This is a genomic window from Aestuariivirga litoralis (assembly GCF_003234965.1).
Lineage (GTDB): Bacteria > Pseudomonadota > Alphaproteobacteria > Rhizobiales > Aestuariivirgaceae > Aestuariivirga > Aestuariivirga litoralis.
The window spans coordinates 783,219-807,275 of record NZ_QKVK01000001.1; the positions used below are offsets into that span (position 1 = coordinate 783,219).

The 24,057-nt window shown below is 68.8% G+C and carries 25 protein-coding genes; 18 read left to right on the plus strand and 7 right to left on the minus strand.

Annotated elements, in window-relative coordinates; translation table 11 throughout:
• Window positions 1-11: 11 nt before the first annotated feature.
• The 6 genes from DK847_RS03770 to DK847_RS03795 all read right to left on the minus strand — a co-directional run bounded on the left by DK847_RS03770 (window position 12) and on the right by DK847_RS03795 (window position 5,971).
• Complete coding sequence (locus tag DK847_RS03770) at window positions 12-1,313, minus strand: esterase-like activity of phytase family protein (RefSeq protein WP_111196242.1); 1,302 nt, start codon at window positions 1,311-1,313, stop codon at window positions 12-14.
• 74 nt (window positions 1,314-1,387) lie between these two features.
• Window positions 1,388-2,332 carry an FAD:protein FMN transferase gene (locus tag DK847_RS03775; RefSeq protein ID WP_111196243.1) on the minus strand — a complete coding sequence of 315 codons (945 nt, stop codon included), beginning with the start codon at window positions 2,330-2,332 and terminating at the stop codon, window positions 1,388-1,390.
• Window positions 2,313-4,520, minus strand: coding sequence for a PepSY domain-containing protein (locus tag DK847_RS03780; RefSeq protein WP_111196244.1), 2,208 nt, complete (start codon window positions 4,518-4,520; stop codon window positions 2,313-2,315). The genes DK847_RS03775 and DK847_RS03780 overlap by 20 nt, the downstream gene beginning before the upstream one ends.
• Before the next feature lie 13 nt (window positions 4,521-4,533).
• Window positions 4,534-5,004, minus strand: a complete 471-nt coding sequence (locus DK847_RS03785) for a DUF2271 domain-containing protein (RefSeq protein WP_111196358.1) — start codon at window positions 5,002-5,004, stop codon at window positions 4,534-4,536.
• A gap of 33 nt (window positions 5,005-5,037) precedes the next feature.
• The gene (locus DK847_RS20530; RefSeq protein ID WP_161957140.1) at window positions 5,038-5,418 is read right to left on the minus strand and encodes a hypothetical protein; all 381 of its coding nucleotides are present in this window, start codon (window positions 5,416-5,418) and stop codon (window positions 5,038-5,040) included.
• Between the two features lie 259 nt (window positions 5,419-5,677).
• A complete protein-coding gene (locus DK847_RS03795) occupies window positions 5,678-5,971 on the minus strand; it encodes a PepSY domain-containing protein (protein WP_111196245.1) in 294 nt (97 codons plus the stop codon).
• Window positions 5,972-6,092: 121 nt separating this feature from the next.
• Here DK847_RS03795 and DK847_RS03800 point away from each other — a divergent pair, with 121 nt between their 5' ends.
• The 12 genes from DK847_RS03800 (at window position 6,093) to arsJ (ending at window position 17,151) form a co-directional block, all read left to right on the plus strand.
• Complete coding sequence (locus DK847_RS03800) at window positions 6,093-6,752, plus strand: response regulator transcription factor (protein ID WP_111196246.1); 660 nt, start codon at window positions 6,093-6,095, stop codon at window positions 6,750-6,752.
• The gene (locus tag DK847_RS03805; RefSeq protein WP_111196247.1) at window positions 6,749-8,119 is read left to right on the plus strand and encodes an ATP-binding protein; all 1,371 of its coding nucleotides are present in this window, start codon (window positions 6,749-6,751) and stop codon (window positions 8,117-8,119) included. Before DK847_RS03800 ends, DK847_RS03805 begins: the two co-directional genes overlap by 4 nt.
• Before the next feature lie 40 nt (window positions 8,120-8,159).
• On the plus strand, window positions 8,160-8,882 hold the full coding sequence (locus DK847_RS03810; RefSeq protein WP_111196248.1) for a VIT1/CCC1 transporter family protein: 723 nt from the start codon (window positions 8,160-8,162) through the stop codon (window positions 8,880-8,882).
• A gap of 110 nt (window positions 8,883-8,992) precedes the next feature.
• A complete protein-coding gene (locus DK847_RS03815; protein WP_204508233.1) occupies window positions 8,993-10,099 on the plus strand; it encodes an ABC transporter substrate-binding protein in 1,107 nt (368 codons plus the stop codon).
• A 71-nt stretch (window positions 10,100-10,170) separates the two neighbouring features.
• Window positions 10,171-11,046, plus strand: a complete 876-nt coding sequence (locus DK847_RS03820) for an ABC transporter permease (RefSeq protein WP_111196250.1) — start codon at window positions 10,171-10,173, stop codon at window positions 11,044-11,046.
• On the plus strand, window positions 11,043-11,831 hold the full coding sequence (locus DK847_RS03825; protein ID WP_111196251.1) for an ABC transporter permease: 789 nt from the start codon (window positions 11,043-11,045) through the stop codon (window positions 11,829-11,831). Before DK847_RS03820 ends, DK847_RS03825 begins: the two co-directional genes overlap by 4 nt.
• Entirely contained in the window at window positions 11,831-12,889 is a 1,059-nt protein-coding gene (locus DK847_RS03830; RefSeq protein WP_111196252.1) for an ABC transporter ATP-binding protein, read from the plus strand. The genes DK847_RS03825 and DK847_RS03830 overlap by 1 nt, the downstream gene beginning before the upstream one ends.
• A gap of 63 nt (window positions 12,890-12,952) precedes the next feature.
• Complete coding sequence (locus DK847_RS03835; RefSeq protein WP_111196253.1) at window positions 12,953-13,309, plus strand: ArsR/SmtB family transcription factor; 357 nt, start codon at window positions 12,953-12,955, stop codon at window positions 13,307-13,309.
• Window positions 13,302-13,796 carry an arsenate reductase ArsC gene (locus tag DK847_RS03840; RefSeq protein ID WP_111196254.1) on the plus strand — a complete coding sequence of 165 codons (495 nt, stop codon included), beginning with the start codon at window positions 13,302-13,304 and terminating at the stop codon, window positions 13,794-13,796. Before DK847_RS03835 ends, DK847_RS03840 begins: the two co-directional genes overlap by 8 nt.
• A gap of 13 nt (window positions 13,797-13,809) precedes the next feature.
• Window positions 13,810-14,847: an ACR3 family arsenite efflux transporter gene (gene arsB / locus DK847_RS03845; RefSeq protein WP_111196255.1), complete on the plus strand. Its 1,038-nt coding sequence runs from the start codon at window positions 13,810-13,812 to the stop codon at window positions 14,845-14,847.
• Between the two features lie 25 nt (window positions 14,848-14,872).
• On the plus strand, window positions 14,873-15,916 hold the full coding sequence (locus tag DK847_RS03850) for an ArsJ-associated glyceraldehyde-3-phosphate dehydrogenase (RefSeq protein ID WP_111196256.1): 1,044 nt from the start codon (window positions 14,873-14,875) through the stop codon (window positions 15,914-15,916).
• On the plus strand, window positions 15,916-17,151 hold the full coding sequence (gene arsJ, locus DK847_RS03855) for an organoarsenical effux MFS transporter ArsJ (protein ID WP_111196257.1): 1,236 nt from the start codon (window positions 15,916-15,918) through the stop codon (window positions 17,149-17,151). Before DK847_RS03850 ends, arsJ begins: the two co-directional genes overlap by 1 nt.
• A gap of 4 nt (window positions 17,152-17,155) precedes the next feature.
• On the opposite strand, the gene DK847_RS03860 is transcribed toward arsJ, so the two are convergent.
• Entirely contained in the window at window positions 17,156-17,590 is a 435-nt protein-coding gene (locus DK847_RS03860; protein WP_111196258.1) for a hypothetical protein, read from the minus strand.
• 164 nt (window positions 17,591-17,754) lie between these two features.
• Here DK847_RS03860 and DK847_RS03865 point away from each other — a divergent pair, with 164 nt between their 5' ends.
• The 6 genes from DK847_RS03865 to DK847_RS03890 all read left to right on the plus strand — a co-directional run bounded on the left by DK847_RS03865 (window position 17,755) and on the right by DK847_RS03890 (window position 24,056).
• Entirely contained in the window at window positions 17,755-18,579 is an 825-nt protein-coding gene (locus tag DK847_RS03865; RefSeq protein WP_111196259.1) for a UDP-2,3-diacylglucosamine diphosphatase, read from the plus strand.
• Window positions 18,536-19,594, plus strand: a complete 1,059-nt coding sequence (locus tag DK847_RS03870; protein WP_111196260.1) for a glycosyltransferase family 4 protein — start codon at window positions 18,536-18,538, stop codon at window positions 19,592-19,594. Before DK847_RS03865 ends, DK847_RS03870 begins: the two co-directional genes overlap by 44 nt.
• Window positions 19,595-19,648: 54 nt before the next feature.
• Window positions 19,649-20,830 (plus strand): glycosyltransferase, encoded by a 1,182-nt coding sequence (locus DK847_RS03875; protein WP_111196261.1) that lies wholly within the window; start codon window positions 19,649-19,651, stop codon window positions 20,828-20,830.
• A 96-nt stretch (window positions 20,831-20,926) separates the two neighbouring features.
• Window positions 20,927-22,777 (plus strand): NAD(P)H-dependent oxidoreductase subunit E, encoded by a 1,851-nt coding sequence (locus DK847_RS03880; RefSeq protein WP_204508221.1) that lies wholly within the window; start codon window positions 20,927-20,929, stop codon window positions 22,775-22,777.
• On the plus strand, window positions 22,774-23,490 hold the full coding sequence (locus DK847_RS03885; RefSeq protein WP_111196262.1) for a 2Fe-2S iron-sulfur cluster-binding protein: 717 nt from the start codon (window positions 22,774-22,776) through the stop codon (window positions 23,488-23,490). Before DK847_RS03880 ends, DK847_RS03885 begins: the two co-directional genes overlap by 4 nt.
• The gene (locus tag DK847_RS03890; protein WP_245414509.1) at window positions 23,487-24,056 is read left to right on the plus strand and encodes an NADH-quinone oxidoreductase subunit B family protein; all 570 of its coding nucleotides are present in this window, start codon (window positions 23,487-23,489) and stop codon (window positions 24,054-24,056) included. The genes DK847_RS03885 and DK847_RS03890 overlap by 4 nt, the downstream gene beginning before the upstream one ends.
• Window position 24,057 lies beyond the last annotated feature (1 nt).

Below are 24,057 nucleotides of genomic sequence, written 5' to 3' on the forward strand. Positions count from 1 at the left end.
GGGGCCGCGCGCTACTGCAGAACGGGTTCCTTGAAGGTCACGCGCAGCGCCCGGTTGCCGTCTCCCTCGATGCCGAAGTCCGAGTCGTTGAACACGATCATCTCGGTGGGGCTCATCACCGCCACGCCCTCGACCTTCTTGGGCATGCCCTCGACGTCGTCGGAGTCGAGCAGCAGGGTCTTGGCCACCGGCGTGATGCCCTTGGCCGCAAGGTCGGCGGCACTCAGCTGTTCGAGCGAAGGCAGCATGGCGGCATCGTCCCAGCTGGCGTCGAGCGGGCTCGCCGCGGCAAGGTCGACGGCATGGAACTTCGAGGTCTTGCCGATGCGCTCCAGCACCAGCAGCTTGTCAGGCCCGAGGAACACCATCTCGCTCATGCGCACGGCATTCTGCTTCTGGGCTTCCTTCTTGTTGTCGGCGCGGAAGCTCGTCGCATCGTCCATCACGTAGACGAACTCGCCCAGCAGCTTGCCGGTGGCGCGGTCGATCTTCCACAGGCGGGTGTTGGCGCTCTTCTTGTAGGCATCGCTGTCCGGGTTGGCGAGCGGGCTCTGCATCAGCACATAGATCGTCGCGCCGTCGGGCGAGACCGCCACGTTCTCGATGCCGCGGTTCAGGTAGCGCTTTGCCATGATGGCGGGCAGGCTTCCCACCACCTCGACCTCGTCGTTCTTCAACGCGCCCTCGAGGCCGGCCGGCACGTGGCGCCGGGTCACCGTTCCGTCGGCTGCCACCTCGATGAGCGACGGACCATATTCCTCGCCGATCAGGAAGCTGCCGTCCGGCAGCCGCGCCAGCGTCTCGGTGTCGAAGCCGTTGACCGTGCCTGCCAGCAGCTTGCCATTGACGTCATAGGCGGCCTCGGTCCTGAAGCCCTCGGCCGAGAAGGGCAGGCCGCCCACCGGCTTGCCGGACCTGGTCTTGAGCGAGATGGTCTCGGTCACCGCCGCCACGTTGTCAGCACCCGTCTCGACCTTCTGGATGGTGATGGTGAAATCGGGCTGGGGGAAGTTCTTGGCCTTGCCGTCGCCGGCGCACAGCACGTCCATGCCAAGGCCGGTCAGCTCCTCGATGCCCTCGCAGTCGAGGTTGGGCCCGCGGTCGGTGATGGTCCACACCACGCCGGGCGGGTCCTTCGGGTCGCGGAAGGCGGCCGAGCCGATGCCCCGGTTCAAGGTCAGCGTCTTGCCGCCGGGATAGGTGACCTGGCCCATCGGCAGGTCGGGCAGCTTGATCTCGGCAACGGTGGCATCCGCCGCCAGGGCGGCGGTGGCCGAGAGGGCGAAGACGGTGCTGAGCAGGACGGCGCGCATGGGGATCTCCTTGCTGACTGGAAGGAGGGATGAGCTAGTGGCCGCGTCTGACAGTCTTGTGACGGCCTGGGGCCTCAGGCGAAAACCGCTCCGGCCGGCCGGGCGATGACGCCGCCATCCGCCGCGCGGGTGAGGAACAGGGCGCTCAGCCCCTGCGCCGCGGCCATGGCAGCACCCTGCTCCGGCCCCAGCACCATCAGCGCCGTGGCCCAGCCATCGGCCTCGGCACAGGTCCTGGCAACGACACTCACCGAGGCCGGGCTTGCCGCCAGCGGCGCGCCGCGGCGCGGGTCCATGGTGTGCGACAGGCGCCGGCCGCCGACATCGACGAAGTGGCGATAATCGCCGGAGGTGGCCACCGCCGCATCTGCCAGCGCCAGCACCGAATGCGCCGCGCGCCGCGCATGGTCCGGCATTTCAACCGCGATGGTCCAGGCCTCGCCATCCGGCCGTAGACCGGCGGCGCGCATCTCGCCGTCGATGCCGGCGAGGAATGAGGTGATGCCGAAGGCCTGCAGCGTCTCGGCCAGCCGGTCGACGCCATAGCCCTTGGCGATGCCATGGAGGTCGAGGGTGATGGCCCCATGCTTGCGAAGCCTGCCCTCGCCCAGTTCGATGACCTCGTAGCCCGGCCGCCGCGGCGCAGAAAGCGCGATGCGGATGCGCTCGCCGCTCGCCGCCCCGGGCCCGAAGCCCCAGGCGGTGACGGCATCGCCCAGCGCCACGTCGAAGGCCCCGCCCGAGGCCTTGCCGATGGCCAGCCCCAGCCGCAGCACCTCCATCAGGTGCCGTGGCGCCTCGATCCACGTGCCAACCGGTGCCTGGTTGATGCGCATCAGGTCGCTGTCGGGCTTCCAGCCGGACATCTGCTGGTCAACCTCCGCCACCGCGGCCTGCAACGCCTGCTGCAGGGGGGCCGGGTCGAAGCCCGCCGGGGTGAAGAACAGCGCCGACCAGCGCGTGCCCATGGTGGGGCCGTTCAGCGCATGGCGCATCATGTCAGTAGACGTCTTCGGCATAGCGTCCCTCCGCCCTGAGCAGGGCCGGCGTCAGCCCGGCGGGGGCGAGGATCTGGGCCAGCGCCTCGCTCACGCCCGCCGCCATGTCGCGCCCGCCGCACACCATGATGCGCGCCCCCTGCTTCACGAGGGCCAGCACCTCGGCGGCCTCGGCGCGCAGCGCGTCCTGCACGTAATGCGGCCGCCTGCCGCGCGAGGCCGCGGTGACGAGGCGCGTCAGCCGGCCTTCGCCATGCCACTGCGTGAGTTCCTCGCCATAGAGGAAATCGCTCGCCTGATGGCGCATGCCGAAGAACAGGTGGATGGGCCGCGCCGCCCGGTTGGCGCGGATGAAGCCGGCCAGCGGCCCGATGCCGGAACCCGCGCCGATGAGGATCAGCGGGGCCGCGCCACCAGCGGGGCGGAAGGCGGGGTTGGGCCGCAGGAAGGCCTGCACCGTCTGGCCCGGCTCCAGCGCGGTGAGCTGGCCGGAGCACAGCCCGCCCGGCTGGCGCCGCACCACGATCTCGATGAAGCCGTCGGCGGCGCCCGAGGCCAGTGAATAGAAGCGCGGCACGCTGGATCCCTCCGGTATCACGCCCAGAAGGTCGCCCGCCACGAAGGCGCCGAAGCCGCGGCCCGTCAGGCGCTGCCACAGCGCCACCTTGGGCAGGCTGAAGCGCAGGATGGCACTGGGCGCCTGCACCTCGGCGCCATGGTCGCGGCGCGACACGAGCGTCAGCGCCAGCGCCGGCGGCGCCACCGGCTGGTGCACCAGGTCGAGCGGCAGGCCCAGCATCGTGCCGAGGTCGCTGCCCCAGCGCGCGAAGTCCTGCGGCGACTGGCGGTCGACCGTGGCCATGTCGAGAAGCTGGCCCCAGCCCTTTGCCGCGGCCAGCGTCGCGATGGTCCGCGCATAGCCGCAGAAGGAGGGGAAGCTCGAGTCACCAAAGCCCAGCACGGCAAGCGTCGCGGCGGGCGGCGTGTCGAGCGCCGCCAGCTTCGCGAGGAAGCCCCTGGCCGAGGCCGGCTCGTCGCCATTGCCATAGGTGGCGGCGAGGATGATGACGTGCCGCGCCTGGTGCAGCCTGTCCGCGTCAAACTGCGCCAGGGCTGCAGCATGAACCTGTTGTCCCGCCTCGCGCAGCGCCTTGTGCAGCGTCGCGGCGAAGCCCCAGGTGCTGCCGCCCTCGCTGCCCACCAGGATCACCGTTTCGGCGCTGGCAAGCGGGGAATTGTGCTGGATGCGCGGGCGGCCGCGGCGGCCGGCCAGCCACACCAGCGTGCCGGTGGCGGCCATCAGCGGCACGCCCAGCGCCAGGAGGCCGAGGATCAGCCCCAGTGCCGCCGCACCCTGTCCGGTGTGCAGCATGTAGATGGTCTCGGACAGGCGCTGCCAGCCAGAAGACTTCTGCCACGCCAGCAACGCGCCATTGCCCTGGTCGATGAAGCCCTCGCCGTCGCTGGTCGCGAGGGTGAACACGTCTGCCGGGTCATCGGCGGCGGGGAAGGAGAGCTGCCGCAGGCTGCTCGCCGGCACGCCCTGGAGGAAGTCGATCTGTCCCACGGCGGCACCGGTCTCGCCGCTCACCTGGGCGGGAGCGGCAAGCGCAGCCGGGGCCTCGGGCGTCAGCCCGAAGGTCGAGGCCGTCATGTACAGCGCCGTCACGGATGACAGCATGAGGCCCGCCACCGCGATGCGCGCCACCTCGACGTGAAGGCGTCCGGCCAGCGGGCCCTTGAGGCCTGAGAACCAGCGCCGCCAGCCGCCCGCGCGCCGTGCCACCAGCACCATGCCGGAGACGGAGAGCAGCAGCATCGCCACCGCGCCAAGCGCCATCACGATGCGCCCGCCATCATCGAGGAACAGCGAGCGGTGGAAATTGGTCAGCCAGCGCTGCACCGGGTTGGGGTCGGCAGAGGCCACGGCCTTGCCGGTGGCAGGGTCGATGGTCGCGGCCTCGGCCACGTCGCCGTTGAACCAGTAGGCGGTGAAGCGGCCGGAGGGCGAGCGCTTGATCTGCTCGACGCCCGGGTGCTGCGCCGCCACGCGGCTCGCCAGTTCGGCCACGCTGAGGCCTTGTTCCGCCTGCGGCGCGGTGAGGCGGTCCGCCGCCGGAAACACCGACAGCGCCGCGCCGCTCAGCGCCAGCAGGACAACGAGCAGCAGGGCGGCAAGGCCCGGCCAGCGGTGCAGCAGACGGATCATTCCCGGATGGTCCTCACATGCCGTAGGTCAGGGTGGACACATAGCGGCGGCCCTTCACGGGCTTTCCGGCGCCGGCCGTGGTGAGCGGCACCTTCACGTCGTTGGCGCTGTCGCGCATGTCCTCGACGGCGCCATCGACGTGCAGCGTGTAGCCCGCGTCGAACAGCGCGTCCTTGAGGTCGAGGGTGATCTCCAGCGTGCGGCCGGCCCCCACCGAGGCGCCGGTGATGCCGTTGATCTGGCCCGTGTCGCCGCCCGTCGCCTGGTACCAGTTGGCCAGGTGCTTGTAGTACTTCGTCTTGCTGCCCGCCATCCACAGGCTGCCGGCATAGGCGCCGGACTTGTCGGTCACATAGATGGCGAGATAGGCGCCGTTGCCGCCATAGTCCTTCAGCGTGGTGGTCAGCGTCACCGGCTTGGCCATGGCCGCGGCGGGAAAGCCCAGCGCGGTGGTCAGCGCCAGCACGGCGAGGAATGATTTCATCATGTCACTGTGTCTCCAGTTGGCTGCGGGCGGTCACTTCACCTGCACCTGCGGGGTGCCGGTGCCGAACAGGCCGTTCTGCGGCGGCGCCACGCTGCCGGCCGGGGCGGCGGCCGGCGTGCCGGCGCCGCAGCTGCCGGCGTCGTCCTCGCAGTCGTCATCATCGTCATCATCTTCGCCCTCGTCGTCGTCGTCCGACTTGCGGCGGCCCACGCTGCCGCCCTCGTCATCGTCATCGTCCTCATCGTCGTCGACGAGGATCAGCCTGGCCGCCGTGTCGCCGCTGTCGGCCAGCGTCGCCAGCAGCGCCGCCGCGCCGCCCTGGGCGGGCGCCTGCATGGCGCTCCACGCCGGAACGCCAAGGGCGGCGGTCAGCGCGGTGGAGGCAACGAGGATCATCAGTGTCTTGCTCATGGCAGGGTCTCCTGTTGGTGTGTCCCGCAAACTGGCCGCGGCAACTGAGGCCTTCCTGACGGCGCTGCAAAATCAGCTTCAGCTTGCCGTCAGCTTGGGCCCCGCCCGGGACCGGTGCCTTCGGCAACGAGTCATCGCCACCGGGGCGAAGGCCCCGATGGCGGCGTTGGATGCAATGTCCGAGAATGCCCCCTTATACCCCAGCCAGCGCGCGCTGTCAAGGATTTTCTTCCTTATATAAGAATGACCGGATGAAGCCTCAGTCGTCGTCCTCGCCGTGCCCGGAGTCCTCGCTCTCGATGTCGATCACCTCCAGCGTGGCGGGGTTGACCGTCACCTCGATGCGCTTGCCCGCCTGGTCCTTGCCGTCGATCTCGTAGCAGCCGTCATCGATCTTGATGCGCCGCACCGTCCAGCCCCTGGCCTGCGCCAGCTTGGCCACCGCCTCGCGCGGCTGCCAGTCGGCCATCGGCACGAAGCAGCCCTCCTCGGCCAGCGCCGCGCTGGCCGGAAGGCACGCCACCAGGGCAAGGATCATCAGTGTCTTCCGCATCGGGCGCTTCCATGTTACGGCCAGTCTCGCCGCACCATGCGGCGCCAAGCTGACAGCAGCCTGAAGCCCGCCACGGCGGGTCGTCAGGCGGGCGTCAGCCGCCGGGCACAGAAGGAACACCATGCGAATCCTGCTGATCGAGGACGACACGGTTCTGGGCGCCGCGGTGCGCGACCAGATCGCCGCCGACGGCCACTCGGTCGACTGGATGACGCGCCTCGACCAGGCGCGCGACGCGCTGGCGGGTGCGGCCTATGACCTCGTGCTGCTCGACCTCATGCTGCCGGACGGGCTCGGCCTGCCCTTCCTCAAGGCGCTGCGCATTCGCGGCGACGTGACGCCGGTGATCATCCTCACCGCCCTCGACCAGGTGTCGGACCGCATCGACGGCCTCAATGCCGGGGCCGACGACTATCTCGTCAAGCCCTTCGACCTTGCCGAGCTGTCGGCCCGCATCGGCTCGGTGGCGCGGCGCTATACCGGCAACCCCAATCCCATCATCACCCACGGCGACCTTGAAATCGACCGCGCGGCGAAAAGCGTGCGGCGCGGCGGCAAGCCCGTTGCCCTCACCGCGCGCGAATGGGCGCTGTTCGATGCCTTCCTGGCGCGGCCCGGCCAGCTGCTCTCCAAGGCGCAGCTCGAAGAGAAGCTCTATGCCTTCGATGCCGAGGTCGAGAGCAACACCATCGAGGTGCATGTCAGCCGCCTGCGCAAGAAGCTCGGCAACGAGGTGATCGCCACCGAGCGCGGCCTCGGCTACCGGCTGGGCACGCCGTGACGGCGCCGCGCAGCCTGCAGGCGCGGCTCGGCCTCTGGCTCGGCCTGCTGCTCACCCTGCTGTGGGTCGCCGCGGCCTCGGTCACCGCGGTCATGCTGCGCAAGGAGATCAACGAGGTCTTCGATTCGGCCCTGCAGGAAACCGCCCAGCGCCTGCTGCCGCTCGCCGTCATGGACATCGTCGACCGCGAGGATGACGGCGCCACCCAGCGCCTCGGCGCCCTGCGCGGCCATGACGAGTATTTCACCTATGTGGTGCGCGACGCGCAGGGCCGCGTCCTGCTGCAGTCGCACGCCGCCGACCCCGCCGTCTTTCCGCCCTATGTGAAGCCGGGCTTCAGTCAGACCGCGCAGCATCGGATCTACAGCGACGAGGCGCTGAAGGGCAGCCTGCGCATCTCGGTGGCCGAGCCGCTGGCCCACCGCGCCAGCGTGCTGCGCGAGATCGTGCTGGCACTCGGCCTGCCGCTGCTGCTGGTCATTCCGGTTGCCCTCCTCACCATCGTGCTGGTGGTGCGGGCGAGCCTCGCGCCGCTGCGCCGCTTCAGCGCCAGGCTCGCCTCGCGCGGCGGGCGCGATCTCTCCGCCGTGCCGGCCGACGGGCTTCCCGCCGAGATCACGCCGGTCGCCGCCGCCCTCAACGACGTGCTGGCCAGGCTCAAGGCCGCCTTCGAGGCGGAGCGCAGCTTCGCCTCGCATGCCGCGCATGAACTGCGCACGCCGCTGGCCGGCGCCATCGCCCAGGCCCAGCGCCTGCGCGGCGAAACCGCCGACCCCGCCGCACAGGCCCGCGCCGCCGGGATCGAGGCGACGCTGAAGCGCCTCACCCGCCTGTCGGAGCGGCTGATGCAGCTGGCCCGCGCCGAGGGCGGACGGCTCAGGCTCGATGCCCCGCGTGACCTGCGGCCCGCCGCCCGCATCGTGGTGGAGGATGCCGCGCGCGGCAGCCCGGGGCGCGTCAGGCTGACGCTTCCCCAAACACCCGTGCTCTCCGACCTCGATCCCGATGCCTTCGGCATCCTGCTCCGCAACCTGGTGGACAACGCGCTCCGCCACGGCAAGGAAGATGGCATCGTCGAAGTCGACCTCGCACCCGGCGGCACCCTGCGCGTCGTCAATGACGGGCCAGTGGTGCCGCCCGAAACCCTGTCGCGGCTCACCGCGCGCTTCGAGCGCGGCACGGCGGGCAATGAAGGCAGCGGGCTGGGCCTCGCCATCGTCGCGGCCATTGCCGACCGGCTGTGCAGCAGCCTCGTGCTGCGCTCGCCCGCCACGGGGCGCGACGCAGGCTTCGAGGTCGCGATCGCCCTTCCGGCCGAGCCCGGCCTTGCGGCAGATCAAACCGCGGCCGGCCGGACCGACGCATAGACAATCAGGCCAATACCCACCCCGAGAGGACCCCTTCATCATGAGCGGCGGCAAGACCGAACTTCCCTACCAGTCGGCCCACGAGGAGCTGCACTACATCAACCGCTCCGGCTGGCTGCGCGCCGCGGTGCTCGGCGCCAATGACGGCATCGTGTCGGTGTCCTCGCTGGTGGTCGGCGTCGCCGCCGCCGATCCTTCGCCCTCCGCCGTGCTCATCGCGGGCTTCGCCGGCCTCGCTGCCGGTGCGATGTCGATGGCGGCCGGCGAATATGTCTCCGTCAGCTCGCAGTCCGACATCGAGCAGGCCGACATCGCGCGCGAGCGCCAGGCCCTCATCGACACGCCGGAAGCGGAAGAGGCCGAGCTCGCCTCGATCTATGAAGCGCGCGGCCTCACGCCTGCCACCGCGGCCCTCGTGGCGCGCGAGCTGACGGCGAAGGATGCGCTGGCCGCCCATGTGCGTGACGAGCTCGGCCTGTCGGAGGTGCATGCCGCCAACCCGCTGCAGGCGGCACTGGCCTCCGGCCTCACCTTCTGCGTTGCCGCTGCATTGCCGGTGATCGCCGCCATCCTCGCGCCGCCCGGCCAGATCATCCTCACGGTCGTCATCACCACGCTGGTGGCGCTGGCGGGCCTCGGCGCGCTCGGCGCCCATGCGGGTGCCGCCCCCAAGCTGCCCGCCACCCTGCGCGTGCTGTTCTGGGGCGCGGCCGCCATGGCCATCACGGCGGGCGTGGGCCACCTCTTCGGGGTCAGCGTCTAGGCGCCGAAAGCCCGCCAGTCGGCCCGACACAGCACTGTCATATCCCGCGCCTAGCAACGCGCCTGCCGCCGCGATCGACCGCGCGCGGCCAGGCAACACAACAGGATATGATCATGACATTCTCCACCCGGCTTCTGCATTCCACCATGGCACTGGCCATGCTTGCGTCGGCCGTTCCTGCGCAGGCTGGCGCGATGGAAGACCTCGTGGCCGCCGCGCAGAAGGAAGGCGAGCTCACCGTCATCGCGCTGCCGCGCGACTGGTGCGGCTATGGCAAGGTGATCGACGGCTTCAAGGCCAAGTACAATCTCAAGGTCAACGAGCTCAACCCGGATGCGGGCTCGGCCGACGAGCTCGAGGCGATCCGCGCCAACAAGGACAACAAGGGCCCGCAGGCCCCCGACGTGATCGACGTCGGCCTCGCCTTCGGCCCGCAGGCCCAGAAGGAAGGCCTGCTGCAGCCCTACAAGGTCATGACCTGGGACGAGATCCCGGCCGACGTGAAGGACGCCGACGGCCACTGGTATGCCGACTACTACGGCGTCATGGCCTTCGGCGTGAACAAGGACATCGTCAAGACCACGCCCGCCGACTGGGCCGACCTGCTGAAGCCCGACTATGCCAACTCCGTTGCCCTGACCGGCGATCCGCGCGCCTCGAACCAGGCGATCCTCGCCATCATGTCGGCCGGCATGTCGCGGGGCGCCCAGCCCGGCACCGAATCGGGCGAGAAGGGCCTCGAACTGATGGCCGAGCTCAACAAGGCCGGCAATTTCGTGCCCGTCACCGGCAAGTCCGGCACCATCGCCCAGGGCCAGACGCCGATCGTGGTCGCCTGGGACTACAACCTGCTCGCCTGGCGTGACAGCCTGAAGGGCAACCCGCCGATGGACGTGGTGATCCCCGCCTCCTCCTCGCTCGCCGGTGTCTATGTGCAGGCGATCTCGGCCTTCGCACCGCACCCCAATGCTGCCAGGCTGTGGATGGAATACATCTACTCGGACGAAGGCCAGCTCGCCTGGCTCGAGGGCTACTGCCACCCTGCGCGCTTCAACGCCATGTCGGCCGCCGGCAAGATCTCTCCCGAGCTGCTGGCCAAGCTGCCGCCCGCCGAAGGCTATGCCAAGGCCGTGTTCCCCACCGTCGCGCAGCAGGAGGCCAACAAGGCCGCCGTCACCGGCGGCTGGGACAAGGTCGTCGGTGCCAACGTCCAGTAGCGGCGCAGAAGCTCCCGCAACGCGCTCCGTCCCGCTGCCGCGGGACGGAGCCTTCCATTGGAACACCGAGCATGAGCGTGACGGCACCGCCGCGGCGCAGCGAACATCCGGTCCTCAAATGGCTCGGCGTGGCGCCCTTCGCGCTCTTCGCCCTGCTCTTCCTCATCCTGCCGACGATCCGCATCGTCATCGCCTCCTTCCAGACGCCGGAGGGGCGCTTCACCCTCGGCAACCTCGCCGGGCTTGCCACCCCCAGCATCCTCGACGCCGCCATGCTGTCGCTGAAGCTGAGCCTCGTCACCGCCTTCTTCGGCGGCCTCATCGGCCTCGTCATCGCCGTCGCGGTAACGCGCGGCGGGCTGCCGGACTGGCTGCGCGGCGGCATGCTCACCTTCTCGGGGGTTGCCTCCAACTTCGCCGGCGTGCCGCTGGCCTTCGCCTTCATCGCCACGCTCGGGCGCCTTGGCCTCGTCACCGTGCTGCTGCGCGACTGGTTCGGCATCAACCTCGCCGCGCTGGGCTTCAACCTCATCAGCTTCACCGGGCTTGCCGTCACCTATCTCTATTTCCAGATCCCGCTGATGATCCTCATCATCACGCCGGCCCTCGACGGCCTGAAGCGCGAGTGGAACGAGGCGGCACAGACGCTGGGCGCCAGCAACGCGCAATACTGGCGCATGGTGGCGCTCCCCGTGCTGTGGCCGGCGCTGCTCGGCTCCTTCGCGCTGCTCTTCGCCAATGCCTTCGGCGCGGTGGCCACCGCCATGGCGCTCACCGGCTCGGCACTGTCGATCGTGCCCATCATCCTCTTCGCACAGATCCGCGGCGACGTGCTGAACGATCCGCATCTGGGCTACGCGCTGGCCTTCGGCATGATCGTCGTCACCGGCATCGCCAACCTCATCTACATCCTGCTCCGCGTGCGGGCGGAAAGGTGGCTGAAATGACGCCGGGCAGGGTCTGGGCCTGGGTCGCCGCGGGCTTCGGCGCAATCTACTTCGCGCTGCCGCTCATCGGCACCTTCGAGTTCTCGCTGCGGGCGCGGCGCGGCGTCTATTCCTTCGACGCCTACCGCAGCGTGCTGGCCGACCCGCAGTTCCAGGCGACCTTCCTCTATTCCGTGGTCATGGCGCTGCTCACCATCGTCATGGGCGTGCTGATCGTGACGCCCACCGCATTCTGGGTCAGGCTCAAGCTGCCGTCGATCCGGCCGGTGGTCGAGTTCATCACCCTGCTGCCGCTGGTCATCCCGCCCATCGTGCTGGTCTTCGGCTACATCCGCCTCTACAACACCGCGAGCGTCCTGCCGCTGACCGGTTCCACCCTGGGCACCAACCTGCTGCTCATGCTGGGCTACACCACGCTGGCACTCCCCTACATGTACCGCGCCGTCGACACCGGGCTGCGCACCCTCGACGTGCGCACCATCACCGAAGCCGCCCAGATGCTGGGCGCGGGCTGGCTCACCATCCTCGCCCGGCTGATCCTGCCCAATGTGCTGGTGGCCGTCTTGTCCGGCGCCTTCCTCACCTTCGCCATCGTCATCGGCGAATATGTGCTGGCTGCCCTTCTCAACCGACCCGCCTTCGGGCCCTACATGGTGTGGATGGGGTCCAACCGCGCCTATGAGCCGGCGGCCCTTGCCGTCATCGCCTTCGCCGTCACCTGGGGTTGCCTCGGGCTGATCCAGCTCGCCACCCGCCTTGCCCCGCATACGAGAGCCAGACGCTGATGTCCTTCATCCAACTCAACGGCCTCGCCAAGCAGTTCGGGCCAACCAGGGTCGTCAACGACTTCTCGCTGTCGATTCCCAAGGGCGCCTTCGTCTCCCTCCTCGGCCCCTCGGGATGCGGCAAGACGACCGTGCTGCGCATGCTGGCGGGCCTCGAGCAGCCGAGCGCAGGCTCGATCACCATCGACGGCAAGGACGTCACCACCCTCAAGGCCAACCAGCGCCAGATCGGCATGGTGTTCCAGGCCTATGCGCTGTTTCCCAATCTCACGGTGGCTGAGAACGTGGCCTTCGGCCTGCGCGTCGCAGGCAGGCCGCGCACCGAGATCGACAGGCGCGTTGCGGAAATGCTGGAGCTGATCGGCCTTCCCGATCTCGGCGCCCGCTATCCCTTCCAGCTGTCGGGCGGCCAGCAGCAGCGCGTGGCGCTGGCCCGCGCCATTGCGCCCCGCCCGCGCGTGCTGCTGCTCGACGAGCCGCTGTCGGCACTCGACGCGAAGATCCGCGTGAGCCTCCGCAGTGAAATCCGCGCCATCCAGCGCGAGCTCGGCATCACCACCGTCTTCGTCACCCATGACCAGGAAGAGGCGCTCAGCATCTCCGACCAGGTCGTCGTGATGTACAAGGGCATCGCCGAGCAGGCTGGAACGCCCTTCGAGATCTACAATGCGCCGAAGACCAGCTTCGTCGCCACCTTCGTGGGGACATTGAATGTCCTGCAGGGCGAGGTCGAGGATGGGGCTGCGGGCACCGTGCGGGTGGGCGAGGCACGCCTGCCCCTCGCCGCGCCGATTGCCGCCGCAAAGGGCGCGCGCGTGGCGCTCGCCGTGCGGCCCGAGAGCGTGCGGCTCAAGGGGGCCGAGACCTGCGACATCGAGGTCCCGGCCGACATCCAGGATGTGTCGTTCCTCGGCTCCGTCATCCGCATCCGCGCGGCCATGCTGGGCACACGCGTCGAATTCGACATGTTCAACCAGCCCGACATGCCACCGCCTGCGCCCGGCTCGCGGGTGACCGTCGGCCTCAACAGCCGCGATCTTCTGCTGCTCGCCGACTGAGAGCGACGGCGACGGCGTCGCCGTCGCTTGACTGTCACAAAACCCGTCGATAATTCCCGACATATGAAACAGGATCTTGCCATCGAAGCCTTCTCGGCCCTGTCCCAGCCCACCCGGCTCGAGGCCTTCCGCCTTCTGGTGAAGCAGGAGCCGGACGGCCTTCCGGCAGGTGAGATCGCCCGCAGGCTGGACGTGCCGCACAATACCATGTCGACGCACCTGGCCATTCTCAGCCGCGCCGGCCTCATATCCGCCCAACGCCACAGCCGGAGCATGATCTACCGGGTCGAGCTGTCAGCCGTCCGGAAGCTCGTGATGTTCCTCCTGAAGGACTGCTGCAACGGCCAGCCCGAGCTCTGCGCCCCTCTCATCGACGAGATTTCCAGATCCTGTTCAACCTCCGGAGCTTGCTGTGGCTGACCGAAACTACAATGTCCTCTTCCTGTGCACCGGAAACTCCGCCCGTTCGATCTTCGGAGAGGCGATCCTGAACAAGGCCGGTCACGGCCGGTTCACCGCTTTCAGTGCCGGAAGCAGACCGGCAGGCGCCATTCATCCCTATGCCGAAGACCTGCTTCGTCAGCTGGGCTACCCGCTCTCCGGGCTCCGCTCCAAGGGCTGGGACGGGTTCTCCGGTCAAGACTCCCCAAAGCTCGACTTCGTCTTCACCGTCTGTGACGATGCCGCGGCGGAAACATGCCCGGCATGGCCGGGGCAGCCCTTGTCCGCACATTGGGGCGTCCCGGATCCCGTCAAGGTCACGGGCACCGAGGCAGAAAGGCGGCTCGCCTTTGCCGACGCCTACCGGATGCTCAACAACCGCATCTCCGCCTTCATCAACCTTCCCATCGCCTCACTCGACCGGCTCAGCCTCAAGAACCGGCTGGACGAGATCGGCAAGCTCTGAGACCCCTTCACCAATGTCACTCTTCGAACGCTACCTGACCCTCTGGGTCTTTCTCTGCATCATCGCGGGCATCGCGCTGGGGCATTTCCTGCCCGGCCTCTTCGGCGCCATCAGCGCCATGGAAGTGGCGAGGGTCAATCTGCCCGTCGCCCTCCTCATCTGGCTGATGATCATCCCGATGCTGGTGAAGATCGACTTCGCGGCCCTTTCCCAGGTGACGCGGCACTGGCGCGGCATCGGGGTCACGCTCTTCATCAACTGGGCCGTCAAGCCCTTCTCCATGGCGCTGCTCGGCTGGTTCTTCGTCGGCTACCTGTTCAGGCCATGGCTGCCCGCCGGCCAGATCGACAGCTACATCGCCGGGCTCATCCTCCTTGCCGCCGCGCCCTGCACCGCGATGGTCTTCGTCTGGAGCAACCTGACCCGCGGCGAACCGCACTTCACGCTCAGCCAGGTGGCCTTGAACGACGCGATCATGATCGTCGCCTTCGCGCCCATCGTCGCCCTGCTTCTCGGTCTCTCGGCCATCACGGTCCCATGGGAGACGCTGCTCCTGTCCGTCGCGCTCTATATCGTGGTGCCGGTCATCGTGGCCCAGGTCATTCGCCGGGTGAAGCTTGCATCGGGTGGCGAAGCCGCTCTCCAGAAACTGCTCAAGACGCTCCAGCCCCTTTCCCTCCTGGCGCTGCTCGCCACGCTCGTCCTGCTGTTCGCCTTCCAGGGACAGCAGATCCTCGCCCAGCCCGCCGTCATCGCGCTGCTTGCCGTACCGATCCTGATCCAGGTCTACTTCAATTCCGGCCTTGCCTATCTCCTGAACCGCTGGGCGGGCGAACAGCATTGCGTGGCCGGCCCCTCGGCGCTGATCGGCGCCTCGAACTTCTTCGAACTGGCGGTGGCCGCTGCCATCAGCCTGTTCGGCCTCAACTCCGGTGCGGCGCTGGCGACCGTGGTGGGGGTCCTGATCGAGGTCCCGGTCATGCTCTCGGTGGTGTGGATCGTGAACAATTCCAGGCACTGGTACGAAAGCGGCCTGAAGGCCAAGTCCTGAAGCAATCAAAGTCGCGGAGCAGGTCATGCGTGTCGGAATCAACGGAATGGGCCGCATCGGCCGGCTGGCCCTGCGGGCAGCCCTCGGGGCAGCCGCGCGCGGCGATGATGACCCGCGCCGCGCAAACCGCCTCGAGGTCGTCCACCTCAACGAGATCAAGGGAGGCGCTGCCGCCACGGCCCATCTTCTCGAGTTCGATTCCGTCCAGGGCCGCTGGCGCGGCGGCATCGGCGCGGACGGCGAAGACACGATCCGCATCGGCGACCGAAGGCTTGGCTTCTCGGCCCATCCTGCTGCGGCCGACATTCCGTGGGGAGACCTCGGCGTCGACCTGGTGCTCGAATGCAGCGGCAAGTTCCTCAACCACGCCACGCTCGACGGCCACCTGAAGCGCGGGGCCAAGAGGGTGGTCGTCGCCGCGCCGGTCAAGGAGCCCGACGTCCTCAACGTCGTGGTGGGCGTGAACCATCACCTCTACGATCCGGCGAAGCATCCCATCGTCACGGCCGCCTCCTGCACCACCAACTGCCTTGCCCCCGTCGTCAAGGTCGTGCACGAGGCACTCGGCATCCGCCATGGGCAGATCACCACGATCCATGACCCGACCAACACCAATGTGGTGACCGACGCCCCGCACAAGGACCTGCGCCGCGCCCGCTCCGCCATGCTGTCGCTGCAGCCGACGACCACCGGCAGCGCCACGGCCATCGCCCTCATCTATCCGGAACTCAAGGGCAAGCTCGACGGCCATGCCGTGCGCGCCCCCGTGCTCAACGCGTCCCTCACCGACTGCGTGTTCGAACTGGCGCGCGCGACGACGAAGGAAGAGGTCAACGCCCTGTTCACCGAAGCCGCCCGGGGGCCGCTCGCCGGCATCCTCGGCTACGAACCGCGCCCGCTGGTGTCGATCGACTATGCCGGGGATACGCGCTCCTCCATCGTCGACGGGCTTTCGACACTGGTGACCGACGGCACGCTCCTCAAGGTCTATGCCTGGTACGACAACGAAATGGGCTATGCCTGCCGCATGGTCGATCTCGCCTGCCACATGCGCGTGGTGGGGATCTGATGACGCCGGGGGCGCGCAACTACGCCATCGTCACCGCGGCCTACTGGGGGTTCACTCTCACCGACGGCGCGTTGCGCATGCTGGTGCTGCTGCACTTCTTCCACCTGGGCTACTCGCCCTTCGTGCTGTCCTTCCTCTTCCTGCTCTATGAAGCGGCAGGCATTGCCGCCAACTTCATCGGCGGCTGGCTCGCCACGCGCTTCGGCATCACCCGCATGCTGACCGTCGGGCTCTCGACCCAGATCCTCGGCTTCCTCATCCTCTCCGCCCTGTCGCCCGATTGGACCGCCGCCGCCTCGGTGGCCTGGGTCGTCATGGCGCAGGGCATCTGCGGTGTCGCCAAGGACCTGACCAAGACGGCCTCGAAGTCCGCGATCAAGGTGGCCGAGAGGGAAGCCCGCGCGGAGGATTCCGAAGGCCGCCTGTTCCGCTGGGTCGCGTGGTTCACCGGCTCCAAGAACGCCATGAAGGGCCTGGGCTTCTTCCTCGGCGGCGTTCTCCTGCAGGTGCTGGGCTTCCGCCTTTCGCTCTGGCTCATGGCGCTGATGCTGGCGCTGGTACTCGTCGGCGTCATCCATTCGCTGCCGCCCATGATGGGAAAGAACAAGGCCAGTTCCTCGGCGCGGGAACTGTTCGGCAAGTCGAGGGGTGTCAACCTCCTGGCCGCGGCGCGCATCTTCCTGTTCGGGGCGCGCGACGTGTGGTTCGTCGTGGGCGTTCCGGTGTTCCTCTATGCCAATGGCTGGACCTTCACCATGGTCGGCGGCTTCATGGCGCTGTGGACCATCTTCTACGGCCTCACCCAGGCCGCCGCCCCCGCCATCGTCAGGCGCAGCCCGGACGGCCTGTCGGCCGAGGTGCCTGCGGCCCGCCTGTGGTCCGCCCTGCTGGCGCTCGTCCCCGTCCTGATCATCCTGGCCCTGGCGGCCAATGGCCCGGTGCGGCCCGACATCATCCTGGTCGTCGGGCTTGCCGTGTTCGGGGCCGCCTTCGCCGTCAACTCCTCCGTCCACTCCTATCTTATCCTGGCCTATGCCGGATCGGAGAAGGCGGCGGAGGACGTGGGCTTCTACTATGCCGCCAATGCGGCAGGCCGTTTCGCCGGCACGCTGCTGTCCGGCCTGCTCTATCAGTGGGCCGGGCTCACGGCCTGCCTCGCCGGCTCCGCCCTCATGCTGGCCGCCTGCTTCGCGACCACGCTGCTGCTGCCGCTGTCGCCGCGCGACGGCAGCTAGCCGTTCAGTCCTTGCCGAGCTTGGGGCGGCTTTCCAGTTCGCGGACGATGAACACGCCATCCGCCTCCGCGCCGCTGCGGACGCCGAGCCTGGTGCCCCCGGCATGGGCAGCCAGCACCAGATGCGCCATGGCGTTCATGGCGAAGCCATCGGCGCTGTCGAAGCGGAAGCTCATCCGCTTGCCGTGGCGACCCTTGAGGCAGAACGTGAAGCCCTCCGGCCCGGCGCCGCTCTTCACCACCAGGCTCTCGACCTTGCCGACGAAGTCGAAACCGTGGTCGGGCCTTGCCGGCTTGTCAGCCCTGGAGCGTGCGGTCTTGGCCTTCGCCTTGGCCTTGCCCCCGGTCTTTTCGGCGGCCTTCTTCTTGGATTTCTTGCCGGGCTTCCCGGCCGTGATCACCACGGTCTCGGTGCTCTCGATCGTCTCGCTGTCGCTCATCACACACTCCGTGCGGATGGCCTGGCTGCCTCCGCCCGCAATTCTAGAGCCAAAAGCATTGTCACAATCAACCGGAATAACGCGCCCGGTGGCGGGCCTTGCAGCGTCACAAAAGCTTTGCACAAATCAGGCCTAAGGGGGCGACGAGGCCACAAGGCAGAGAGATGCTCGAGACCCCCACCACGCCCCGGCACTATCGCGCCATCTTCATCTCGGACCTTCACCTCGGCACCAGGCGGGCGCAGACGACGGCACTGCTCGACTTCCTGCGCGCCACCGAGTCGGACCAGCTCTACATCGTCGGCGACTTCATCGACAACTGGTCGCTGCGCAAGGCCTGGTACTGGGACCAGCAGCACAATGACGTGATCCAGAAGCTGCTGCGCAAGGCCCGCAAGGGCACCAAGCTCGTCTACATTCCGGGAAACCACGACGAGAACTTCCGCAACTTCCTGAACCTGCGCTTCGGCCGCGTCGCGGTGCTCGAAGAGACCGTCCACATCACGGCGAGGGGTAAGCGCTACCTCGTGCTGCACGGCGACAAGTTCGACGGCGTGGTGCGCTTCGCGCCCTGGCTCGCGAAGCTGGGCGACACCGCCTACGAGGTGTCGATGGACCTCAACAAGGTGCTGAACGGCGCGCGGCGCTTCCTCCGCCTGCCCTACTGGTCGCTCTCCGCCTATCTCAAGAACCGGGTGAAGAAGGCCGTCGAGTTCATCTCGCATTTCGAGGAGGCGGTGGTGCGCGATGCCCGCGCGCGCAACTGCGACGGCGTCATCTGCGGTCACATCCACACTCCCGACGACCGCATGATCGACGGCATCCACTACCTCAATGACGGCGACTGGGTGGAAAGCTGCACCGCCCTCGTCGAGCACCGGGACGGGAGCTTCGAGATCCTCAACTGGAACAATCCCCGCATCGCCCAGATCACGGAACAGACCCATGCGCATCCTGATCGTGACCGACGCCTGGTCCCCGCAGGTTAACGGTGTCGTCCGAACCCTCAATGCCCTGATCTGCGAACTCCGGGCCAAGGGCCACGACGTCCGCACCATCAACCCCGAGGGCCGCCCGTCACGCCCTTTGCCGCTCTACCGCGAGATCACGCTCACCCACACCAGCGTGGCGGCGATGGAGGCCGAGATCGCCGCCATCGCGCCTGACGTCATCCACATCGCCACCGAGGGGCCGCTGGGCTGGACGGCGCGACGCGTCTGCCTGCGCGCGGGGCTGAAGTTCACCACGGGCTTCCACACGCGCTTTGCCGAATATGCCGCGGCGCGCATTCCGCTGCCCGGCGTGCTCAGCCTCGGCTGGCAGGTGCTGCGCCGCTTCCATGCGCCGAGCCAGGCGGTCATGGTGCCGACCAAGTCGATCGGCGCCGAACTCGACCGGCGCAACTTCACCAATGTGAAGATCTGGACGCGCGGCGTCGACCACGGCCTGTTCAGGCCCTACCCGCGCGACCACCTCGGCCTGCCGCGCCCCATCATCCTCTATGCCGGACGCCTGGCGGTGGAGAAAGGGATCGACGACTTCATCGCGCTCAGGGTGAAGGGCACCAAGGTGCTGGTCGGCGACGGCCCGGAACGCGCGCGCCTCGAGAAGCTGGCGCCCGAGGCCCGCTTCCTCGGCTTCCGCCACGGCGAGGATTATGCCCGCACCCATGCCGCCGCCGACGTCATGGTGTTTCCGAGCCGCACCGACACCTTCGGCCTCGTCATGCTGGAGGCCATGGCCTGCGGCACGCCGGTTGCCGCCTACAATGCGCCGAGCCCGCTCGATGTCGTCGACAACGGCGTCACCGGCATCATCGCCGGCCGGCTGGAGGATGCGGTGGAGCGCGCCCTCACGCTGGACCGCGGGGTGGTCGAGCAGGGCTCGCGCGCCTTCAGCTGGAAGACCTGCGCCGACCTGTTCGAATCCTGGCTCGTGCCCTGCGGCACCATCACGCCGCGCCGCCGCCGGCAGGGCCTGGCCTATGCCACGCTGCCGCGATGACGGCGGAGCGACACCGTCATCCAACCGTCAATCGCCCCGGGTAGCGGGAATTTCATGTCTGTCATCGGATTCGCCTGCCTGGGCCTTGCCACCGCGGCCCTCGCCATCCAGATCATCTCGAGCGTCATCGCCATGTGGCGCTGCCGCAGGAACCGCCCCGCCGCAGCGCCGCGGCACCGCCCGCCCATCACCGTGGTGCGCCCGCTGTGCGGGCTCGAGCCCTTCTCGCGCCAGACGCTGGGCTCGAGCTTCGCCATCGCCTACCCGGACTACGAGATCCTGTTCTGCGTGGCAGATGCCGCCGACCCGGTACTCCCTCTCGTGCGCAGCCTCCTGGCAGAGCACGAGGGCCGCGCCGCCCGCCTGCTCATCGGCGAGGATGCGATCGGCGCCAACCCCAAGCTCAACAACATGGCCAAGGGCTTCCACCAGTCGAGCCACGCCCATGTCGTCTTCGTCGACAGCAACGTGCTCACCCCGCCGGACTATCTCGACCAGCTGGTCGCGGCCCTCGAGGCCGGTGCCGGCATGGTGTCCGCACCGCCGGTGGGCCTCGCACCTGACGGCTTCTGGGCCGAGCTCGAATGCGCCTTCCTCAATTCCTACCAGGCGCGCATGCAATATGCGGTGGACACGCTGGGCCGCGGCTTCGCCCAGGGCAAGACGCTGTTCTTCCGCCGCGCCGACCTCGACCATGGCGGCTTCGCGCAGCTCGCCTCGGAACCCGCCGAGGATGCCGCCGCCACCCGCATGATGCGCGCCAGGTGCCAGCGAATCCGCCTCGCCGGTCCTTTCCCGCAGCTCGTCGGCCCGCGCAGCGCCCGCCAGGTGTGGAAGCGCCAGGTGCGCTGGGCGCGGCTGCGGCGCGCCAGCTTCCCGCTGTTCTTCGCGCCCGAGGTGCTGGCGGGCAGCCTGCCGCCGCTCGCGGCCCTGCTCGCGGGGCTTCACCTCCTCGGCCTCGCCGCGCCGCTCGCCGCGCCGCTCTTCCTCGCGCTGTGGTACGCGCCGGAACTGCTGCTGCTGCGCATCGCCGGCTGGCCGCGTTCCATCGCCGCCATCCTGCTGCGTGATGCACTGCTGCCCGTCGTCTTCATCGCCGGCTGCGCCGGCTCGCGCTTCGAATGGCACGGCAAGGCGATGACGGCAGCGCGCGCGCCGGCCCCGGCGCCGCGCTTCGCGCGCATGCATCCGAAGCTCATCTGGGCAAGGCTCGCCAGCCGCAACCCCTTCGCCTGATGCGGGGTGGCGCGGCACCTGCCGCGGTCACTGGCCCGGCGCGTGGCTTTGGGCTAACCTCACCCGACGACAGGCAGCACGGCGAGGCAGGACGGGGTGAACGGGCAGGCTGACCACCAGGCAGACGCCATCGCAGCGGTCGCGGAGGAGGCCGCAGCGGCCACCGGCCACGACCGCCACCGCCTGCTCGACATGCTGCTCGCCATCCAGGAGCGCTGCCGCTGGATTCCACCCGCCGCGGTGGAGCGCCTCGCCGCCAGCCTCGGCCTCACCCCGGTCTTCATCAGGGGTGTCGCCAGCTTCTATTCCTTCCTGTCGCTCGAACCGAAGGGCAAGGTCATCATCCGGCTGTGCGATGACATCATCGACCGCCATGCCGGCCTCGACGCCGTGCTCGCCGCCGTCACGGACGAGCTTGGCATCAGCGCTGGGGAGACCACCGCCGATGGCGCCGTGTCTCTCGAGGTGACGCCCTGCATCGGCCTCTGCGACCAGGCGCCGGCGGCCATGGTCAACGACATCGTGCTCACCTCCCTCACGCCCGAGACGGCCCGCCACGCAGCCCGCCACCTGAAGGCGGGCAAGCCGCTCCATGATCTCGTCAGCCCGCACTTCGCGGGCCTGACCCCGCAGCAACGCGTGCATGCGCAGGTGGCGAGCAACATCCGCGCGCCCGGCGCGGTGCTGCTGGGCGAGGTGCCGCGCGAGGCGGGGCTGCGCCGTGCGGCGACCATGGAACCGCGGGCGATCATTGCCGCCATCATCGCCAGCGGCCTCCGGGGCTGCGGCGGTGCGGGCTTCGCCACCGGCCGCAAATGGGAGATGGCGGCACGCGAGGAGGCCTCGCGCCGCGTCGTCATCTGCAACGCCGACGAGGGCGAGCCCGGCACCTTCAAGGACCGCGTGCTGCTCACCGAAAGGCCGCACCTGCTGTTCGAGGGCATGACGATTGCCGCCCGCGCCATCGGCGCAGCCGAGGGCATCCTCTATCTGCGCGGCGAATACGTCTACCTGCGCGACCATCTGGAGGCGGTGCTGGCCGAGCGCCGCGCCGCGGGCCTGCTGGGCCACGCGATCCTCGGCTGCGGGGGCTTCGACTTCGACATCCGCCTGCAGCTTGGCGCCGGGGCCTATGTCTGCGGCGAGGAAGGCGCCCTCATCAGCTCCTGCGAGGGGCTGCGCGGCGAACCGAAGACGCGCCCGCCCTTCCCCGTGCAGCGCGGCTATCTGGGTTTCCCCACCGTGGTGAACAATGTCGAGACGCTGTGCCACGCCGCGCGCATCCTCGACCTCGGTCCGGACTGGTACTTCGCCATGGGCACGGCGGGAAGCCACGGCACCAAGCTGTTCAGCGTATCGGGTGATTGCCGCGCGCCGGGCGTCTATGAACTGCCCTATGGCATCACCGTAGGCGAACTCCTGGCGCTCGCCGGGGCGGAGGACGCGGCGGCCGTCCAGGTCGGCGGTCCCAGCGGCGTGATGATCGGGCGCGACAGCTTCCACCGCCGCCTGGGCTTCGACGACCTCGCCACCGGTGGCGCCATCATCGTGTTCAACGGCAGCCGCAACATCCTCGAGATCGTCGACTACTACCTCGCCTTCTTCGTGCACGAGAGCTGCGGCTACTGCACGCCCTGCCGGGTGGGCAACGTGTTCCTGCGCCAGGCCATCGCCAAGTTCCGCCACGGCCACGCCAGCGCCGAGGACGTGGAGGAACTCCGCACCCTCTCCGCCACCATCATCGAAACCAGCCGCTGCGGGCTCGGCACCACCTCGCCCAACCCCGTGCTGTCGACGCTCAGCCATTTCCCGCTGGTCTATGCCGCCGTCACCCGGCCGGCGCAGGACGGCCAGCAAGCGAGCTTCGACATCCAGTCGGCAATCGAGACGGCGCGCGGCATCGCGAGGCGGCGCTCCTTCGTCTATGACCGGGACTTCAGCCAATGACCGACAAGGACTTCACCTTCACCATCGACGGCGCCAGCGTCACGGCGCAGCCCGGCCAGACCATCATGGAGGCGGCGGATGCGGCGGGGATCTACATCCCGCGCCTCTGCGACCATGAAGGCCTGCGCCACCAGGGCTCCTGCCGGGTCTGCACGGTGAAGGCGGCGGGCCGCAGCGTGGCCGCCTGCACCCAGCCGGCCGCCCCGGGCCTCGTTGTCGAAAGCGAGACGCCGCACATCCAGGCGATGCGGAAGAGCCTCGTCGAGATGCTGTTCCACGAGGGCAACCACATCTGCCCGGTCTGCGAGGCGAGCGGCAATTGCGAGCTGCAGGCCATGGCCTATCGCCTCGGCATGGTGGAGCCGACGAAGCTCCCCTATCTCGAGCCCACCCGGCCGGTCGATGCCAGCCACCCCGGCATCGCGCTCGATACCAACCGCTGCATCAGCTGCGGCCGCTGCATCCGCGCCTCGGAGGATGTCGATCACAAGGGCGTCTTCGGCTATTGCGGCCGCGGCATCCACCGCCGCATCACGGTCAATGGCGAGGACCTCGCCCACACCGACGCCGCGGTGAGCGACCACGCGATCTCCGGCGGCGTCTGCCCGGTGGGCTGCATCATCGTCAAGCGCGTCGGCTTCCGCCTGCCCATCGGCGCGCGCGCGTTCGACCGCCAGATCATCGGCGAGGCGATCGAGGAGAAGCGCCGGTGACTGCGCCGCGCAAGGCCCGCGTCGCCACCGTGTCGCTCGCCGGCTGCTTCGGCTGCCACATGGCGCTGCTCGACATCGACCTCCGCCTCGTCGAGCTGCTGAAGCACGTGGAGTTCGACCGCTCGCCGCTGAACGACCTCAAGCACTTCACGCAGCGCTGCGACATCGGCATCATCGAGGGCGGCTGCTGCAACGAGGAGAACGTCCATGTGCTGCAGGACTTCCGCCGCAACTGCGACGTGCTGATCGCACTCGGGCAATGCGCCATCACCGGCGGGCTTCCCGCCATGCGCAACGCCATCATGCATTCCGACGACCCGCTGCGCGAATGCCTGGAGGAGGCCTATGTGCTGAGCCCCTATGTCGAGAACGCCACCCACGTCATTCCCAACGACCCCGCCCTGCCGCTGCTCCTCGACAAGGTCTATCCATGCTCGGCGGTGGTGAAGATCGACCACCAGATCCCCGGCTGCGCACCCTCGGGCGACATCATCTACGAGACGCTGGTGCAGCTGCTGGCGGGGAAGTTCGAGGGCTTCGACCCGCACATCGTCCACTTCGACTGAG

Excerpts from the sequence above, each read along its gene's own strand:
- DK847_RS03770 (WP_111196242.1), bottom strand. The coding sequence starts at position 1,313 with ATGCGCGCCGTCCTGCTCAGCACCGTCTTCGCCCTCTCGGCCACCGCC.
- DK847_RS03775 (WP_111196243.1), bottom strand. The coding sequence starts at position 2,332 with ATGCCGAAGACGTCTACTGACATGATGCGCCATGCGCTGAACGGCCCC.
- DK847_RS03780 (WP_111196244.1), bottom strand. The coding sequence starts at position 4,520 with ATGATCCGTCTGCTGCACCGCTGGCCGGGCCTTGCCGCCCTGCTGCTC.
- DK847_RS03785 (WP_111196358.1), bottom strand. The coding sequence starts at position 5,004 with ATGAAATCATTCCTCGCCGTGCTGGCGCTGACCACCGCGCTGGGCTTT.
- DK847_RS20530 (WP_161957140.1), bottom strand. The coding sequence starts at position 5,418 with ATGAGCAAGACACTGATGATCCTCGTTGCCTCCACCGCGCTGACCGCC.
- DK847_RS03795 (WP_111196245.1), bottom strand. The coding sequence starts at position 5,971 with ATGCGGAAGACACTGATGATCCTTGCCCTGGTGGCGTGCCTTCCGGCC.
- DK847_RS03800 (WP_111196246.1), top strand. The coding sequence starts at position 6,093 with ATGCGAATCCTGCTGATCGAGGACGACACGGTTCTGGGCGCCGCGGTG.
- DK847_RS03810 (WP_111196248.1), top strand. The coding sequence starts at position 8,160 with ATGAGCGGCGGCAAGACCGAACTTCCCTACCAGTCGGCCCACGAGGAG.
- DK847_RS03820 (WP_111196250.1), top strand. The coding sequence starts at position 10,171 with ATGAGCGTGACGGCACCGCCGCGGCGCAGCGAACATCCGGTCCTCAAA.
- DK847_RS03825 (WP_111196251.1), top strand. The coding sequence starts at position 11,043 with ATGACGCCGGGCAGGGTCTGGGCCTGGGTCGCCGCGGGCTTCGGCGCA.
- DK847_RS03830 (WP_111196252.1), top strand. The coding sequence starts at position 11,831 with ATGTCCTTCATCCAACTCAACGGCCTCGCCAAGCAGTTCGGGCCAACC.
- DK847_RS03835 (WP_111196253.1), top strand. The coding sequence starts at position 12,953 with ATGAAACAGGATCTTGCCATCGAAGCCTTCTCGGCCCTGTCCCAGCCC.
- arsB (WP_111196255.1), top strand. The coding sequence starts at position 13,810 with ATGTCACTCTTCGAACGCTACCTGACCCTCTGGGTCTTTCTCTGCATC.
- DK847_RS03850 (WP_111196256.1), top strand. The coding sequence starts at position 14,873 with ATGCGTGTCGGAATCAACGGAATGGGCCGCATCGGCCGGCTGGCCCTG.
- arsJ (WP_111196257.1), top strand. The coding sequence starts at position 15,916 with ATGACGCCGGGGGCGCGCAACTACGCCATCGTCACCGCGGCCTACTGG.
- DK847_RS03860 (WP_111196258.1), bottom strand. The coding sequence starts at position 17,590 with ATGAGCGACAGCGAGACGATCGAGAGCACCGAGACCGTGGTGATCACG.
- DK847_RS03865 (WP_111196259.1), top strand. The coding sequence starts at position 17,755 with ATGCTCGAGACCCCCACCACGCCCCGGCACTATCGCGCCATCTTCATC.
- DK847_RS03870 (WP_111196260.1), top strand. The coding sequence starts at position 18,536 with ATGCGCATCCTGATCGTGACCGACGCCTGGTCCCCGCAGGTTAACGGT.
- DK847_RS03875 (WP_111196261.1), top strand. The coding sequence starts at position 19,649 with ATGTCTGTCATCGGATTCGCCTGCCTGGGCCTTGCCACCGCGGCCCTC.
- DK847_RS03885 (WP_111196262.1), top strand. The coding sequence starts at position 22,774 with ATGACCGACAAGGACTTCACCTTCACCATCGACGGCGCCAGCGTCACG.